Source organism: Mesorhizobium sp. KACC 23794, from assembly GCF_052180275.1.
GTDB lineage: Bacteria > Pseudomonadota > Alphaproteobacteria > Rhizobiales > Rhizobiaceae > Kumtagia.
Genome location: NZ_CP197465.1, coordinates 5,033,704 through 5,046,684, shown reverse-complemented (window position 1 = coordinate 5,046,684; position 12,981 = coordinate 5,033,704). Strand labels below are relative to the sequence as shown.

Below are 12,981 nucleotides of genomic sequence, written 5' to 3'. Positions count from 1 at the left end.
GACCGTCAGTCCTTGGCAGGGCGGTATTCGCCGGTCTTCGGATCGAACACCAGCGTGCCGTCGGCACGGGTCTTTGCCTGCTGCTCGTGGCGCTTGATCTTTGCGGTCACGCGCTCGGCCTCGCGCACGAAATGGCGGTAGCCGAAATAGGCGACCACGCCGACAACGGCGAAGAAGATGAGCTGCGGCATGACATTTCCCTCCCTGCATCGAACGGCCGGAAGGACCGTTCAGGTCGGCATACGACCATCATAGCGGTAAACCGCTTGCCATTCAAAGCCCGTATCGGCTCCACAGCGCGCGTTCCTCCGCCGCATCCAGCAGGCCCCCGGCGGCAGAGCTTGCGATGTCGGCTACAGAAAAGCCAGCGCTCGATCCGAACACACCCAGCCGGCGGCCGAAAAGCCCGCGCGGCTGGGTGATCAGTTTCATCTGCGTCCTGTCGCCGAACCGCGCCTTGAGCGTGCCGCGCATGTCGCCGATCGCATCGACGAGACCCAGCGACAGGCCTTTCCGGCCGGTCCAGAACAGGCCGGTGAACAGGTCGGGATCCTGCGACAGCCTGTCGCCGCGCCGGTCCTTCACCAGGTCGATGAAGGTCTCGTGGATTTCGAGCTGCAAAACCTTCAGCCGCTCGACATCCTCCGCCTTTTCCGGCTGGAACGGATCGAGCACAGCCTTGTTGCGCCCTGCGGTGTGGACACGGCGCTCGACGCCGATCTTCTGCATCAGTTCGGGAAAGCCGAACGAGGCAGAAACGACGCCGATCGAGCCGACGATGGAAGACGGGTCGGCGATGATCTCGTCGCCCGCCACCGCGATCATGTAGCCGCCCGAAGCCGCCACATCCTCCACGAACACCAGCACCTTCTTGTTCTTCTCGGTCGCCAGGTCGCGGATGCCCTGGTAGATCAGCCGCGACTGGACGGGCGAGCCGCCCGGCGAGTTGATCGAGATGGCGACCGCCGGCGCATCCTTCACCGCGAACGCCTTTTCGAGAATGCCGGCGGTGGAGGCGAGCGACAGGCTAGGACGGAACTGGCCGCCGCCGGCCATGATCGTGCCGCTGAGCCGCACCACCGGGATCGTGACTCCCTCCGACCGCATCGATTTCGGCAGCAGGCGGCGCAGGAATGACGTCACTGTGGATGGGCTCCGTTTCTCGGTGTCTCTGCAACGCATGTAGGCATTGGCGCGCGCCGCGCAAGCGCTGCCGGTATCAGTCGCCGAAAAGCGAGGCTTCTCCGGCATTTATCGCCTCGGCGCGCGGCGTGAAGCTGTTGTCGGCCGTCTCGTGCAGCATCAGCGGCGGCATCAGCGACGACAGACCGCGCGCGCCGCGAACCGCGCGGACAACGATACGGATGGCCGGCCGGTCGGCGGCGGCATGGATCGGCACGATCTCGGCGCTGCCGAAGCGGCCTTCCATGGCCGGCAGGATTTTGTAGAGCGAGGCCGGGCGTGCGATCAGCGCCAGCCTGCCGCGCGGCTTGAGGATCGCAGCCGCGCTGCGCAGCCATGTCTCGAACACTTGTTCGTCTGCGACATGCGCCTCGCGCCGAAGTGCGTCCGGTGTCGCGCGGTCGCGGCCGTCGTTGAAGGGAGGATTCATCAACACGAAGTCGGCCGACCGGTCTTTCAGGCCCGCTTCGGTCCGTGCCTTGCCGGACAGCACTACATCGGCCACCAGCAGGGAAACCCGCCCGGCCAGGACGAAATTGCCGGCGTGCGCCAGAGAGCGTTCGGCGTAGCCAGCCATCTCCTGCGACCGCTCGACCAGCAGCACGGAGGCGTTCGGGCATCTGGCGGCGACGGCAAGACCCACGGCTCCGGCACCCGCGCCGAAATCGACCGCCAGTCCGGCAAAGCCAGCCGGCACGGCCGCTGCCAGCACCAGCGCATCCATACCGGCCCGATGCCCGCCCTTAGCCGGTTGCACCAACGTGAAGCGGCCGCGATGAAAAGCGTCGATGGTGAAAGTCTCGCCCTCCGGTGGGGATGCCAAGCCGGTCACGGCAAATTCTCACCGTTCGCGCAGCTCGTTGCCGATGCCGGCGTCAGCGAAGATGCGGCGCGCCTGTTCGGCGTCGTCCTCAGAAACCAGGATGCGCCTCGGCAAAATGCCGATGGAGCCGTCCAGCACGCTCATGTTCTGGTCGGCCACCAGGCACTCTATCCCGGCGTCGCGGAGCAGCGATTGCGCGAAGGAGAGGACGACGGCGTCGTTGGTGCGGATGATCTCGATCATGGACAAAGGGTTGCAGGTTGCATGGACGGTGTAAACCGCAAATGCAGCCGCCGGGAACGCCGCTTGCCGCTGCTCATTTCTTGAAGTGCTGCTTGAGGCGCTCGATCTCCTCCGGCGTCCAACGCACATCCGTCACCGCTACCCAGGCGTCGATGTAATGCTGCGGCGCGTAGACATGCCCGTAGCCCATCGGCGTGGTCGTCGCCGTCATCACGTCGAGCAGCAGCTGGAAGAACGTCACCACGGGGTACCAGCGCAACTCCGGCGACACGTCGGGACCGCGCGGCTCCGCCATCCAGGCCGGCTCACGGTAGGCGGAGGCAGGCTCGAAGAAGGTGATCGCGTCGCTCGCATACTGCAGGTAGACGATCCGCATCGGCCCCCATTGCGCACCGGGGATGTCGAGCGCATCCTTCTGCGCGGTGAAGCGAATGACCGAGCCGTTGCCGAAGCGCGGCAGCCAGGCCGGTGAACCCGGCTCGCGCCGTCGCGTGACAGAATTCCACATGCTGCTGGGGAAGGGCGGTCCGCTCCACAACGCGCCCTGCAGCGGGTCGCCCAGCACGTCGAACAGGTCCGCTGAGCGCTGCGAGTTGAGCGCGCCGAGGCTGAGCCCGAAGAGATAGAGGCGCGGCCGCTTGTCCTTCGGCAGAGTGGTCCAGTATCCGTAGACCTGCGTGAACAGCGCCCGCGCCGCCTCGTTGCCGTAGTCGGGCTCCACCAGCAGCGACAGCCAGCTTGCCAGGTACGAATATTGAACGGCGACGCTCGCGACGTCTCCGCCATGCAGATATTCGACCGTGTTCATGGCCGGCGGGTCGACCCACCCCGTTCCGGTCGGCGTGATGAGGATCAGGACGGAGCGGTCGAATCCGCCGACGCGCTTCAATTCCTCCAGGGCGAGCTTTGCGCGGTCGTCCGGACTGTCCGCCGAATTCAGGCCGGCATAGACGCGGATCGGTTCGACGGCGTCGCGGCCGAGAAACGCCTGGATCGCATCCTTGCTCGGGCCTTGCGCCACGAACTCGCGGCCGGCGCGGCCAATTCCCTCCCAGTCGATCAGCGAAGCTTCGCTGCCGGTCTTGTTGGGGTCGGTGGGCCTGGCGCTGGCATCCTCCATAAGCTCGTCGATCGTCCGGAACGAGGAATCGGCGACGCGCAGCCCGGCCCGCAGCAATACGCCGTCTATGACCGACCAGAACAGCGTCGCGGCGACGACAGCGCCGACGATGTTGGCGACCGGTCGTGAGGCGAAACCGCCGATGCGCCGGGACAGGAGGCCGAACAGAAGGTTGAACAACCGGCCAATGCCGATGAGCAAGCAGAACACCAGGAGAGCGATGACGCCGACCTCGAAGGGATGCGCCGTGTCGACCGGCTCCATGCCCATCAGCGAGCGGATGGAATTCTGCCATTCCGCAGCTTTCCACAGAAACCGCACGGCCACGACGGCGAAGACAACGGCCGCGCCGGCCTTGAGGACGAGGTCGGCCCTTCTGCCCGGCTTCGGCAGTTCCAGCCGGGACCACAGCCATCGTATGAAAACGCCGGTGCCGTAGCCGGCCGCGAGCGAGCAGCCGGAGAGCACGCCTTGCAGCAGGAAGGATCGCGGGATCAGGCTGGGCGTGAGCGACGCCGCGAAGAACAGCGTGCCCAGAAGCAGGCCCACCGCTGAAAAGGACTTCCCGAACCTGACCGCCCAATCTCGCACCATCAAGCCCGCCCCTCTGCTGGAATCGGGGCATCTTATCGCAGGGATGGCGATGCGGAAGCAGGGCAGATCGAGCTCCTCGCCTGTGCCCGCGCCAATTCGCCTCTTGAGTTCGGTCCATATGCCGCACTAAATCGTCTGCGGGACATGGGCCGTTGGACGCGGCCGACCGGTGACGGGAGTGCTTGTTTTGGGTGTCGTACTGAACCTGGAAGACGGAAAGCGCGAAGTCTCGATCAAGGGACTGATCGATCTGACCGCCTCGGACATGGCCGCGGTGAACAAGCTGATCCTGTCCAAGGCGGGATCGGATGTCGAGATGATTCCCGAGATCGCCAATCATCTGATCTCGTCCGGCGGCAAGCGCCTTCGGCCGATGGTGACGCTGGCCGCAGCCCAGATGTTCGGCTACGCGGGCGAGGCGCATGTGAAACTCGCCACCAGCGTCGAGTTCATGCACACGGCGACGCTGCTGCATGACGACGTGGTCGATGAAAGCGATCTGCGCCGCGGCAAGAAGACGGCGCGCATGATCTGGGGCAACCAGGCCAGCGTGCTTGTCGGCGACTTCCTGCTCGGCCAGGCTTTTCGCATGATGGTCGACGTCGGCTCGCTGGACGCCCTCGACATCCTGTCGACGGCTGCCTCGATCATCGCCGAGGGCGAGGTGATGCAGCTTTCGGCGGCAAAGAATCTTGAGACCACCGAGGACGAGTATTTCTCGGTGATCAAGGCCAAGACCGCCGCGCTGTTCTCCGCCGCCGCCGAGGTTGGCCCTGTGGTTGCCGGCGCGGCGCGCACCGACCGGGCGGCGCTGCGCTCCTACGGCATGAATCTCGGCCTCGCCTTCCAGCTGATCGACGACGCGCTCGACTACGGCGGCGATTCCAAGAAACTCGGCAAGAATGTCGGCGACGATTTCCGCGAGGGCAAGGTGACCCTGCCGGTGATCCTCTGCTATCGCCGGGGAACCGCGACCGAGCGCGCCTTCTGGAAACAGGCGATCGAAGAGAACGTCGCCGACGACGAGGCGCTTGAGAAGGCGCTGAAGCTGATGACGCGCCACGGCGCCATCGCCGACACGATCGGCCGCGCCCGGCATTTCGGCGGCATCGCGCGGGACGCGCTGGCGCCGCTCGACGCCACGCTGCAGAAGGCCGCGCTGCTGGACGTTATCGATTTCTGCATCAGTCGCGTGGTCTGATCTGGGCCGATCACTCTGTCGCGAGAATCATCTTCGATCGCGGCGGATTGAACCGGGACCGCAAAAAGGCCATGCTTGCCGGCTTAAGCGGTGATGATTCATCCCGAGCGGCGCGGCTGTGCCTGAAAGGACTGTAATGCGGAAACGTCTCGTCTGGCTGGCAAGCGTGTCGGCGCTCACCGCTGCGATCCTTGTCGGCCCGCCGGCGCTGGCCAACCGTCCCGTCCAGCCCGTCGCCATCGGCTCCTTCACCGGCGCCTATCTCGCGGCGCGCGTTGCCGAGGTCGACAACGACATGGACAGCGCCATCGACTATTACCGGCGCGCGCTGGATTTCGACCCGGACAACCAGCAGCTCCAGCAGAGCCTGTTGCTGGTTCTGGTCTCGACCGGACGCTTCGACGAAGCGCTGCCGCTCGCCGAGAAGCTGAAGACCGTGCCGGAAGTCGAGCGTTTCTCCCGCGTCACGCTTGCCGTCGATGCGATCCGCAAGAAGCAGTACCGCGAGGCCGGCATCTGGCTGAAGCTGGCCCAGGAATCCGACCTGGACCGCCTGATCACCGGGCTGATGTCGGCCTGGACCGAGGCCGGGCAGAAGGATGGGGCCGGCGCCATCGCCAGCCTGCAGAAACTCGACGGCCCGGAATGGTTCGAGCTTTTCGCCTCCTACCACCGCGCGTTGATCGCCGAAAACGCCGGCATGAACGATGAGGCCGCCACAGCCTTCCAGGCGACGATTGACAATGTTGCGGCCGGCAGCGCCGCCCCCGAGACCTGGCTGCGCGCGGCGGAGGCCTATGCCGGCTTCCTGGCGCGCAGCGGCGACAAGGACAAGGCGCTGGCCATCCTCGATAAGGCCAGCGAATTCGCGAGCGGCCGCCTGCCGTTGATGTCGTTGCGCGACAAGATTGAGAAGGGCGAGAAGATCGAGCCGATGGTGGCGACGCCGGTCGACGGCGCCAGCGAGGTGCTGCTCGACCTGGGCGGCGCTCTGAACCGAGGCGGCGGCGAGCCTTTCGTAAAACTCTACCTGCAATTGGCGCTGGTGCTGCGGCCGGACAGCGACGCGGTTCTGCTCCAGCTAGCCGCGGTCGCCGAGCAGCAGCAGGATTCCGAGGAGGCGATCTCGCTCTACCGGAAGATACCGGCCGCCTCGCCGCTGAAGCGCGCCGCGGAGCTTCAACTCGGGCTGAACCTTGCCGATCTCAAGCGCCAGGACGAGGCGATCACCCATCTGAAGAAGCTGGTGGACGCCGACCCCGACGACATGCGCGCCTATCTGGCGCTCGGCGGCGTCTATGCCTCCAAGGAGGATTACAAGTCGGCCGCCGAAAATTACGACCGCGCCGTCGAGCGGCTGAAGCAGCCGACCAACGCCAACTGGAACATCTTCTACCAGCGCGGCATCGCCTATGAGCGGCTGAAGCAATGGCCGAAGGCGGAGCCGAATTTCCGCAAGGCGCTGGAACTGTTTCCCGACCAGCCGCAGGTGATGAACTATCTCGGCTACTCCTGGGTCGATATGAACGTCAATCTCACCGAGGGCCTCGACCTGATCCGCAAGGCGGTCGATCTGAGGCCCAGCGACGGCTACATCGTCGACTCCCTCGGCTGGGCCTACTATCGGCTGAACCGTTTTGACGAGGCGGTGGTCGAGCTCGAGCGCGCCGTGTCGCTGAAGCCCGACGACCCGGTGCTCAACGACCATCTCGGCGACGCCTACTGGCGCGCCGGCCGGCGGCTCGAGGCGACCTTCCAGTGGAGCCACGCCCGCGACCTGAAGCCGGAGCCAGACGTCCTGCTGTCCGTGCAGAAGAAACTCAGGGAAGGCCTGCCGCCGCTGGAAGGCAAGACCGCGCTCGAAGCCCCGGCCACCCCCGCCCCGAAGACCGCCGCCCCCGACACGAAGGGGTGAGCAGCCGGTTCGCGGAACGCGAATTCATCGTGCCAGTGGCACGATGAAAAGCTGCGAACGCCGGGGAGCTGCGAACGGTGAAAGCCCGATCCGCCTCGGGCGGATCGGAACGCCCAGTGGGCGTTTCGAAGGACTTGAACGCCCGAGGGGCAGGGAGCTGCGAAGCAGCAGGCCCGCCCCGGAGCCGGCCGCTGCCAAATCCCTTGCGAACCCCACCGCCCCCCGTTTTCGAAAAGCGTTCAGCTTCCCGTCAGCCGGCCATGCGAGTCGAGCGGCGGGAAGCCGGCTTCAGCCCGGCCTTCCATGTCGAAACCACTGGAAAGGTCGATGATATGAAGAGACTTGCGCGTGTCGGTGCTGTGGCATCGATCCTGGCCATGAGCGCCGCCGTGAACCCGCTATGGGCGGCAGGGACAATCAAGGTCACCGAGTCAGGCGAGGGCGGCGGCGCCATGAGCCTGAAACTGGAGCCGTCGACCGTCAAGGCCGGGCCGGTGACCTTCGAGGTGAAGAACGACGCTGTCGGGGAAGAGCACGAGATGCTGGTCGTGCGGCTCAAGTCGCCCGATCAGAAGGTGCTGGTCAACGCCTCGAAACACCGCGTCGACGAAGCCAAGCTGAAGAGCCTCGGCGAGGTTTCCGACCTGAAGCCCGGCGAATCCGGTGAGTTGAAGGTGACCCTGAAGCCCGGTACCTATCTCATTTTTTGCAACATCAAGAGCCACTACGAGGCCGGCATGGCCTCGACCCTCACGGTCACGCAATGACGGAGCTTTGCCGGGCGCCTTCGCTTGACGCCCGGACGCTGGTTGGATAGCGGAAGTCCGTGCTCGCGCACGGACTTCTCATAGGGAGCACCCATGTCCGCCACCCCGCCCGCCCAGCTCGACCCCCGCCGCTCGTTCCAGGGGCTGATCCTGACGCTCCACAATTACTGGGCGGCCTACGGTTGCGTGGTGCTGCAGCCCTACGACATGGAGGTCGGCGCCGGCACCTTCCACCCGGCCACCACGCTGCGGGCGCTCGGCCCCAACCGCTGGAACGCCGCCTATGTGCAGCCGTCGCGCCGCCCCAAGGACGGTCGCTACGGCGAGAACCCGAACCGGCTCCAGCATTATTACCAGTACCAGGTAATCCTGAAGCCCAACCCGCCGAACCTGCAGGAACTCTATCTCGGTTCGCTGGAGGCCATCGGCGTCGACCCGCTGCTGCACGACATCCGTTTCGTCGAGGACGACTGGGAGAGCCCGACGCTGGGCGCCTGGGGGCTCGGCTGGGAATGCTGGTGCGACGGCATGGAGGTTTCGCAGTTCACCTATTTCCAGCAGGTCTGCGGCATCGAATGCACGCCGGTCTCCGGCGAGCTGACCTATGGGCTGGAGCGGCTGGCCATGTATGTGCAGGGCGTCGACAACGTCTACGACCTGAACTTCAACGGACGCGAGGGTGACGAGAAGGTCACCTATGGCGAGGTTTTTCTGCAGGCCGAGCAGGAATATTCCAGGCACAATTTCGAGCATGCGGACACCGCGATGCTGCTGCGCCATTTCGAGGACGCGGAGAAGGAGTGCCAAGCGCTGCTCGCCGCCGGCGCGCCGACCCTCCCCCTCAAGGAGAGGGTAAGCGGGCACCGCATGGTCCTTCCCGCCTACGACCAGGCGATCAAGGCCAGCCACGTCTTCAACCTGCTCGACGCCCGCGGCGTAATCTCCGTCACCGAGCGCCAGAGCTACATTTTTCGCGTCCGCAACCTGGCGAAAGCCTGCGGCGAGGCGTTTTTGCTGACCGAGGCGGGCGGTTTTGCCGCCGCCGCCTGATCGGCCCGTCCTGTCCGACTTCGATTGAGAAATCAGATGCCCGACCTTCTTCTTGAACTTCGCTCCGAGGAAATCCCCGCCCGCATGCAGCGCAAGGCGGCGGTCGATCTGCGGAAAATGGTCACCGACGGTCTGGTCGAGGCGGGGCTGACCTACGAGGGCTGCCAAGAATACTGGACGCCGCGCCGCCTGACGCTGGACATCCGCGGCCTGACCGCGAAGTCGAAGGATGTGCGCGAGGAACGCAAGGGGCCGAGCACCAAGGCCCCCGAGCAGGCGGTTCAGGGCTTTCTGCGCTCCGCCGGGCTCACCGACATCTCGCAGGCGGAGATCCAGACCGATCCGAAGAAGGGCGATTTTTACGTCGCCCGCATCGTCAGGCCGGGCAGGGCGGCGGAAGACATCATCGCAGCACTCGTGCCGGAGGTGATAAAAACCTTCCCGTGGCCGAAATCCATGCGCTGGGGGCCTGCCTCCGGCCCGAAAGGATTTCGCTACGGCAAGACCGAAGGGCGCGGCGGCGAGGCGCTGCGCTGGGTGCGGCCGCTGCAATCGATCGTCTGCACCTTTGGGCCCGAGACCGAGGAGCCTGTGGTTGTCGACTTCGAGATCGACGGCATCCGCTCGGGCAACATCACCTACGGCCACCGTTTCCATTCGCCGGGCGCCATCACCGTGCGCCGCTTCGACGATTATGCCTCGAAGCTGGAAGCGGCCAAGGTGATCATCGACGCCGGCCGTCGCAAGGAGATCATCCTCGCCGATGCGAAAAACCTTGCTTTCGCCAACGGGCTCGACCTGGTCGAGGACGAGGGGCTGCTGGAGGAGGTGTCAGGGCTGGTGGAGTGGCCGGTGGTGCTGATGGGCGAGTTCGAGGAGGCGTTCCTCGACATCCCGGCGGAAGTCATCCGGCTGACGATCAGGGCCAACCAGAAGTGTTTTGTCACGCGGCAGTCTTTCTCCCCCCTCGAGGGGGAGATGGGCGGCAGCCCAGAGAGGGTTACCTCAGAAGGCACCGCCCGAACGTCGAGCACTGCCGCGGCGACCCCCACCGCCGCCTTCGGCGGCACCTCCCCCTCAAGGGGGGAGGGAAGTCTGGCGCAGCATTTCATCCTCACCGCCAACATCGACGCCAAGGACGGCGGGCGCGAGATCGCCCACGGCAACGGCAAGGTTGTTCGCGCCCGGCTGTCGGATGCCCTCTATTTCTGGAAGACCGACCAGGCCGACCTGCCCGACCTCGGCCGCCTCGACGCATCGGCCGAAAAACTCGGCCTGAAGCGCGATGCCAGCGGCAAGCTTTTGCCGCTCGACCAGCGCATGGCCCGCCTCGACCATCTCGGCGTGACGTTCCATGCAAAGCTCGGAACGCAAGGCGAACGTGTCGAGCGCATTGCGCGGCTGGCCGAGGAACTGGCGCCGATCGTGGCGCAGGCTTTCTCCCCCCTTGAGGGGGAGATGGGCGGCAGCCCAGAGGGGGTAACCTCAGAAGGCACCGCCAATAGGTCGAGCACTGCCGATGCGACCCCCACCGGCGGCTTCGCCGCCACCTCCCCCTCAAGGGGGGAGGGTAACGCGGCCACGCTCGCCCGCCGCGCCGCGCTGCTGGCCAAGGCGGATCTGCAGACGGAAGTGGTCGGCGAGTTCCCCGAACTGCAAGGCGCCATGGGCCGCAAATATGCGCTGCTCCAAGGCGAAAACCCGTCCGTTGCCGCCGCCATCGAGGACCACTACAAACCGCAAGGCCCGTCCGACCGCGTGCCGGCCGACCCGGTGTCGATCGCCGTCGCGCTGGCCGACAAGCTGGATACGCTGGTCGGTTTCTGGGCGATCGACGAGAAGCCGACGGGCAGCAAGGACCCTTATGCGTTGCGGAGAGCGGCGCTGGGGGTGATCAGGATTTTGGTCGAGAATGGGGTGAGAGCGACCCTTTCTGAAGTTTTGGCTCAAGCATACGTGCATGTCTTGAGTAATTTCCGGGACGACCATCATGAAGTTTTGGTACGTGATTTGAAGCGAGGTGGCCTCGCTTCGATCAATCACTTTTTTGCTGGACCCGAGTTCGGCGGCGATCCTGATCCACAATCAGAAGTTCTGGTGGCTCGTGAGTCCAATCCGCCACATACTCGACGTCGGTCAAGCTTTGCTCGGATCGATGCGGAGCCAGAGGACTTGAATATTGTGACGATCTATCCTCCGGTCGCCAAATTGGGTCCAGACCTCCTCTCCTTCTTCCACGACCGCCTAAAGGTCTACCTCCGCGACAAGGGCGCCCGCCACGACCTGATCGACGCCGTGCTGGCAAGCGGCAGCACCTCCCCTTTGGGGGGAGGTCGGACCGAAGGTCCGGGTGGGGTTGAACAGGCGCCTTCCTCTCAGCCCCCCACCCCGGCGCTTCGCGCCGACCCGCCCCACAAGGGGGAGGGTGGGAGCCAGAACGACGACCTCCTCACCATCGTCCGCCGCGTCGAGGCGCTGGGCACCTTCCTCGACACCGAGGACGGAAAAAACCTGCTGGCCGGCACGAAGCGCGCGGCGAACATTTTGGCCGCCGAGGAGAAGAAAGGCACAGCGGTCGCCGCCGCCGTCGAGCCGGTCCTGTTCCGGGAAGACGCCGAGAAAACGCTGTTTTCCGCGATGAACCGGGCTGAGAAGGAAGCCGGCGAAGCGATTCAGAACGAAGACTTTTCCGCCGCCATGCGCGCCCTTAGCGCGTTGCGCGAACCGGTTGATTCCTTCTTCGAGAAAGTCCTCGTAAACGACGAGGATGTGGCGGTGCGCGCCAACCGCCTGGCGCTGCTGTCCCGCATCCGCGCCGCGACGGGACAGGTGGCGGATTTCTCGAAGATCGCAGGATAAGGCAGTCGGCAATAGGCAGTCGGCAGTAGCGAAGACCGCTATGCAGACATGCCCGTAGCAGTGATCTTTCCTACTGCCTACTGCCTACTGCCTACTGCCTACTGCCTACTGCCCAATCACCGTCACCACCACGCTCGCCCGATACACATCCACCTGGATCACCGGATAGCCTCGCGTGATGGCGCGCTTGGTCGCGGAACTCATCGCCCGGCTGCTTTGCAGCATCTTCTCCAGCCGCGCCCGCGAAGCCGCCGTTCCGAACCACACATCGTTCTCGTCTTCGGCGTCGCCGCGACCGAACTTGTGCCAGTTGGCGCGATCCTGCCGCACCATCTGGGCCGCGGATTCCAGCGGGAAGCCGTCGCTCGCCGCTTTGTCGTCCTGCGAGATGCGCGCCACGTAGGAGCCGAGCAACTCGTCCGCCGATGCGCTGCCGATCGTCGTCAGCGATACGGCAAGCGCGCTCGCCGCAACTGTCAGGTGGAAAGATCTCATAATTGTGCCCGCTGCCTGAAAAGCCCCAAACCCATGCTCGCGGGTTCGCTTGGCGGAATTCGGGCAGGGCGTCAACCAGATGGAGTTTAGCCCGGCACAGCGAACTGCCGGCGTGATGTCGCCTCTGGCGGCGCCTCCGGCGCGGCCTGCGGTGGCGCTTCCTGCTGCCTGCGGTATTCGCGCTTGCGGTTGCGCGCGCTGTTGGGCTTGCCGTCCGCCGAGGCCGTCTGCGGCAGCACCACAGGCTCCGTGCGCTGGCTGAATGCATCGCCGACGAGGCCGCCGCGGATCACCAGGGGTTTCGGCTGCGGCGCCGGATGCGAAGCGCTGATCGCCGCGACCTTCTCGAAGGTCACGGGCGGCACAGTGCTTTCGAAGGCGAGTATGGACGGGCTGACGACCACAACCTTCGCCCGCCCGCCTTCCGGCAGCGGATAGGCCAGCGGCACCAGCATGTCGCCCTTGGCCGTCATTTTCGCCATGGCGGCATCCGGCCTCGGCTTGACGGACGCCAGCGCCGGCAGCCCGATCCTGACGATGGAGGGCGACTTGCCGGCCGGCGGCGGCGCGACATGGGCGAAGGACGAAGCCTGCGCCCCGCCCGCCATTGCGGCCCAGATGGCCAGTGTTGCAATTTTCAGCCGCAAGGCCGTTCCCCGAAAACCTTGGATTGACTTTATGCCGGTCGAAGTCGATGCGTGAATGCTGGCTGACCATGGCATCGGCGGGTTG

At 65.4% G+C, this 12,981-nt stretch carries 12 protein-coding genes; 5 read left to right on the top strand and 7 right to left on the bottom strand.

The features are described from left to right. Nucleotides 1-5: 5 nt before the first annotated feature. The 5 genes from ACSBOB_RS24790 to ACSBOB_RS24770 form a co-directional block, all read right to left on the bottom strand. Nucleotides 6-191, bottom strand: coding sequence for a hypothetical protein (locus ACSBOB_RS24790; RefSeq protein WP_442578719.1), 186 nt, complete (start codon nt 189-191; stop codon nt 6-8). An 82-nt stretch (nt 192-273) separates the two neighbouring features. Then, nucleotides 274-1,182: a S49 family peptidase gene (locus tag ACSBOB_RS24785; protein ID WP_442583817.1), complete on the bottom strand. Its 909-nt coding sequence runs from the start codon at nt 1,180-1,182 to the stop codon at nt 274-276. Nucleotides 1,183-1,219: 37 nt separating this feature from the next. After that, entirely contained in the window at nt 1,220-2,005 is a 786-nt protein-coding gene (locus tag ACSBOB_RS24780; RefSeq protein ID WP_442583816.1) for a tRNA1(Val) (adenine(37)-N6)-methyltransferase, read from the bottom strand. Between the two features lie 18 nt (nt 2,006-2,023). Then, on the bottom strand, nt 2,024-2,248 hold the full coding sequence (locus ACSBOB_RS24775) for a putative signal transducing protein (protein WP_442578718.1): 225 nt from the start codon (nt 2,246-2,248) through the stop codon (nt 2,024-2,026). A 73-nt stretch (nt 2,249-2,321) separates the two neighbouring features. Next, entirely contained in the window at nt 2,322-3,962 is a 1,641-nt protein-coding gene (locus ACSBOB_RS24770; protein WP_442583815.1) for an alpha/beta hydrolase, read from the bottom strand. Nucleotides 3,963-4,149: 187 nt separating this feature from the next. Between ACSBOB_RS24770 and ACSBOB_RS24765 the strand changes: the two genes are divergently transcribed. The 5 genes from ACSBOB_RS24765 (at nt 4,150) to ACSBOB_RS24745 (ending at nt 11,754) form a co-directional block, all read left to right on the top strand. After that, nucleotides 4,150-5,163 (top strand): polyprenyl synthetase family protein, encoded by a 1,014-nt coding sequence (locus tag ACSBOB_RS24765; protein ID WP_442578717.1) that lies wholly within the window; start codon nt 4,150-4,152, stop codon nt 5,161-5,163. Nucleotides 5,164-5,299: 136 nt separating this feature from the next. Continuing rightward, a complete protein-coding gene (locus ACSBOB_RS24760) occupies nt 5,300-7,078 on the top strand; it encodes a tetratricopeptide repeat protein (RefSeq protein WP_442578716.1) in 1,779 nt (592 codons plus the stop codon). A gap of 332 nt (nt 7,079-7,410) precedes the next feature. Further along, nucleotides 7,411-7,845, top strand: coding sequence for a plastocyanin/azurin family copper-binding protein (locus ACSBOB_RS24755; protein ID WP_442578715.1), 435 nt, complete (start codon nt 7,411-7,413; stop codon nt 7,843-7,845). 93 nt (nt 7,846-7,938) lie between these two features. Further along, nucleotides 7,939-8,895, top strand: a complete 957-nt coding sequence (locus ACSBOB_RS24750) for a glycine--tRNA ligase subunit alpha (protein ID WP_442578714.1) — start codon at nt 7,939-7,941, stop codon at nt 8,893-8,895. A gap of 36 nt (nt 8,896-8,931) precedes the next feature. Next, nucleotides 8,932-11,754 carry a glycine--tRNA ligase subunit beta gene (locus ACSBOB_RS24745; RefSeq protein ID WP_442578713.1) on the top strand — a complete coding sequence of 941 codons (2,823 nt, stop codon included), beginning with the start codon at nt 8,932-8,934 and terminating at the stop codon, nt 11,752-11,754. 105 nt (nt 11,755-11,859) lie between these two features. Here the strand turns inward: ACSBOB_RS24745 and ACSBOB_RS24740 are convergent, their stop codons facing one another. Beyond that, entirely contained in the window at nt 11,860-12,249 is a 390-nt protein-coding gene (locus ACSBOB_RS24740; RefSeq protein ID WP_442578712.1) for a hypothetical protein, read from the bottom strand. A gap of 86 nt (nt 12,250-12,335) precedes the next feature. Continuing rightward, nucleotides 12,336-12,896 (bottom strand): hypothetical protein, encoded by a 561-nt coding sequence (locus tag ACSBOB_RS24735; RefSeq protein ID WP_442578711.1) that lies wholly within the window; start codon nt 12,894-12,896, stop codon nt 12,336-12,338. Nucleotides 12,897-12,981 lie beyond the last annotated feature (85 nt).

Excerpts from the sequence above, each read along its gene's own strand:
- ACSBOB_RS24760 (WP_442578716.1), top strand. The coding sequence starts at position 5,300 with ATGCGGAAACGTCTCGTCTGGCTGGCAAGCGTGTCGGCGCTCACCGCT.
- ACSBOB_RS24775 (WP_442578718.1), bottom strand. The coding sequence starts at position 2,248 with ATGATCGAGATCATCCGCACCAACGACGCCGTCGTCCTCTCCTTCGCG.
- ACSBOB_RS24745 (WP_442578713.1), top strand. The coding sequence starts at position 8,932 with ATGCCCGACCTTCTTCTTGAACTTCGCTCCGAGGAAATCCCCGCCCGC.
- ACSBOB_RS24750 (WP_442578714.1), top strand. The coding sequence starts at position 7,939 with ATGTCCGCCACCCCGCCCGCCCAGCTCGACCCCCGCCGCTCGTTCCAG.
- ACSBOB_RS24790 (WP_442578719.1), bottom strand. The coding sequence starts at position 191 with ATGCCGCAGCTCATCTTCTTCGCCGTTGTCGGCGTGGTCGCCTATTTC.
- ACSBOB_RS24755 (WP_442578715.1), top strand. The coding sequence starts at position 7,411 with ATGAAGAGACTTGCGCGTGTCGGTGCTGTGGCATCGATCCTGGCCATG.
- ACSBOB_RS24785 (WP_442583817.1), bottom strand. The coding sequence starts at position 1,182 with ATGCGTTGCAGAGACACCGAGAAACGGAGCCCATCCACAGTGACGTCA.
- ACSBOB_RS24770 (WP_442583815.1), bottom strand. The coding sequence starts at position 3,962 with ATGGTGCGAGATTGGGCGGTCAGGTTCGGGAAGTCCTTTTCAGCGGTG.
- ACSBOB_RS24740 (WP_442578712.1), bottom strand. The coding sequence starts at position 12,249 with ATGAGATCTTTCCACCTGACAGTTGCGGCGAGCGCGCTTGCCGTATCG.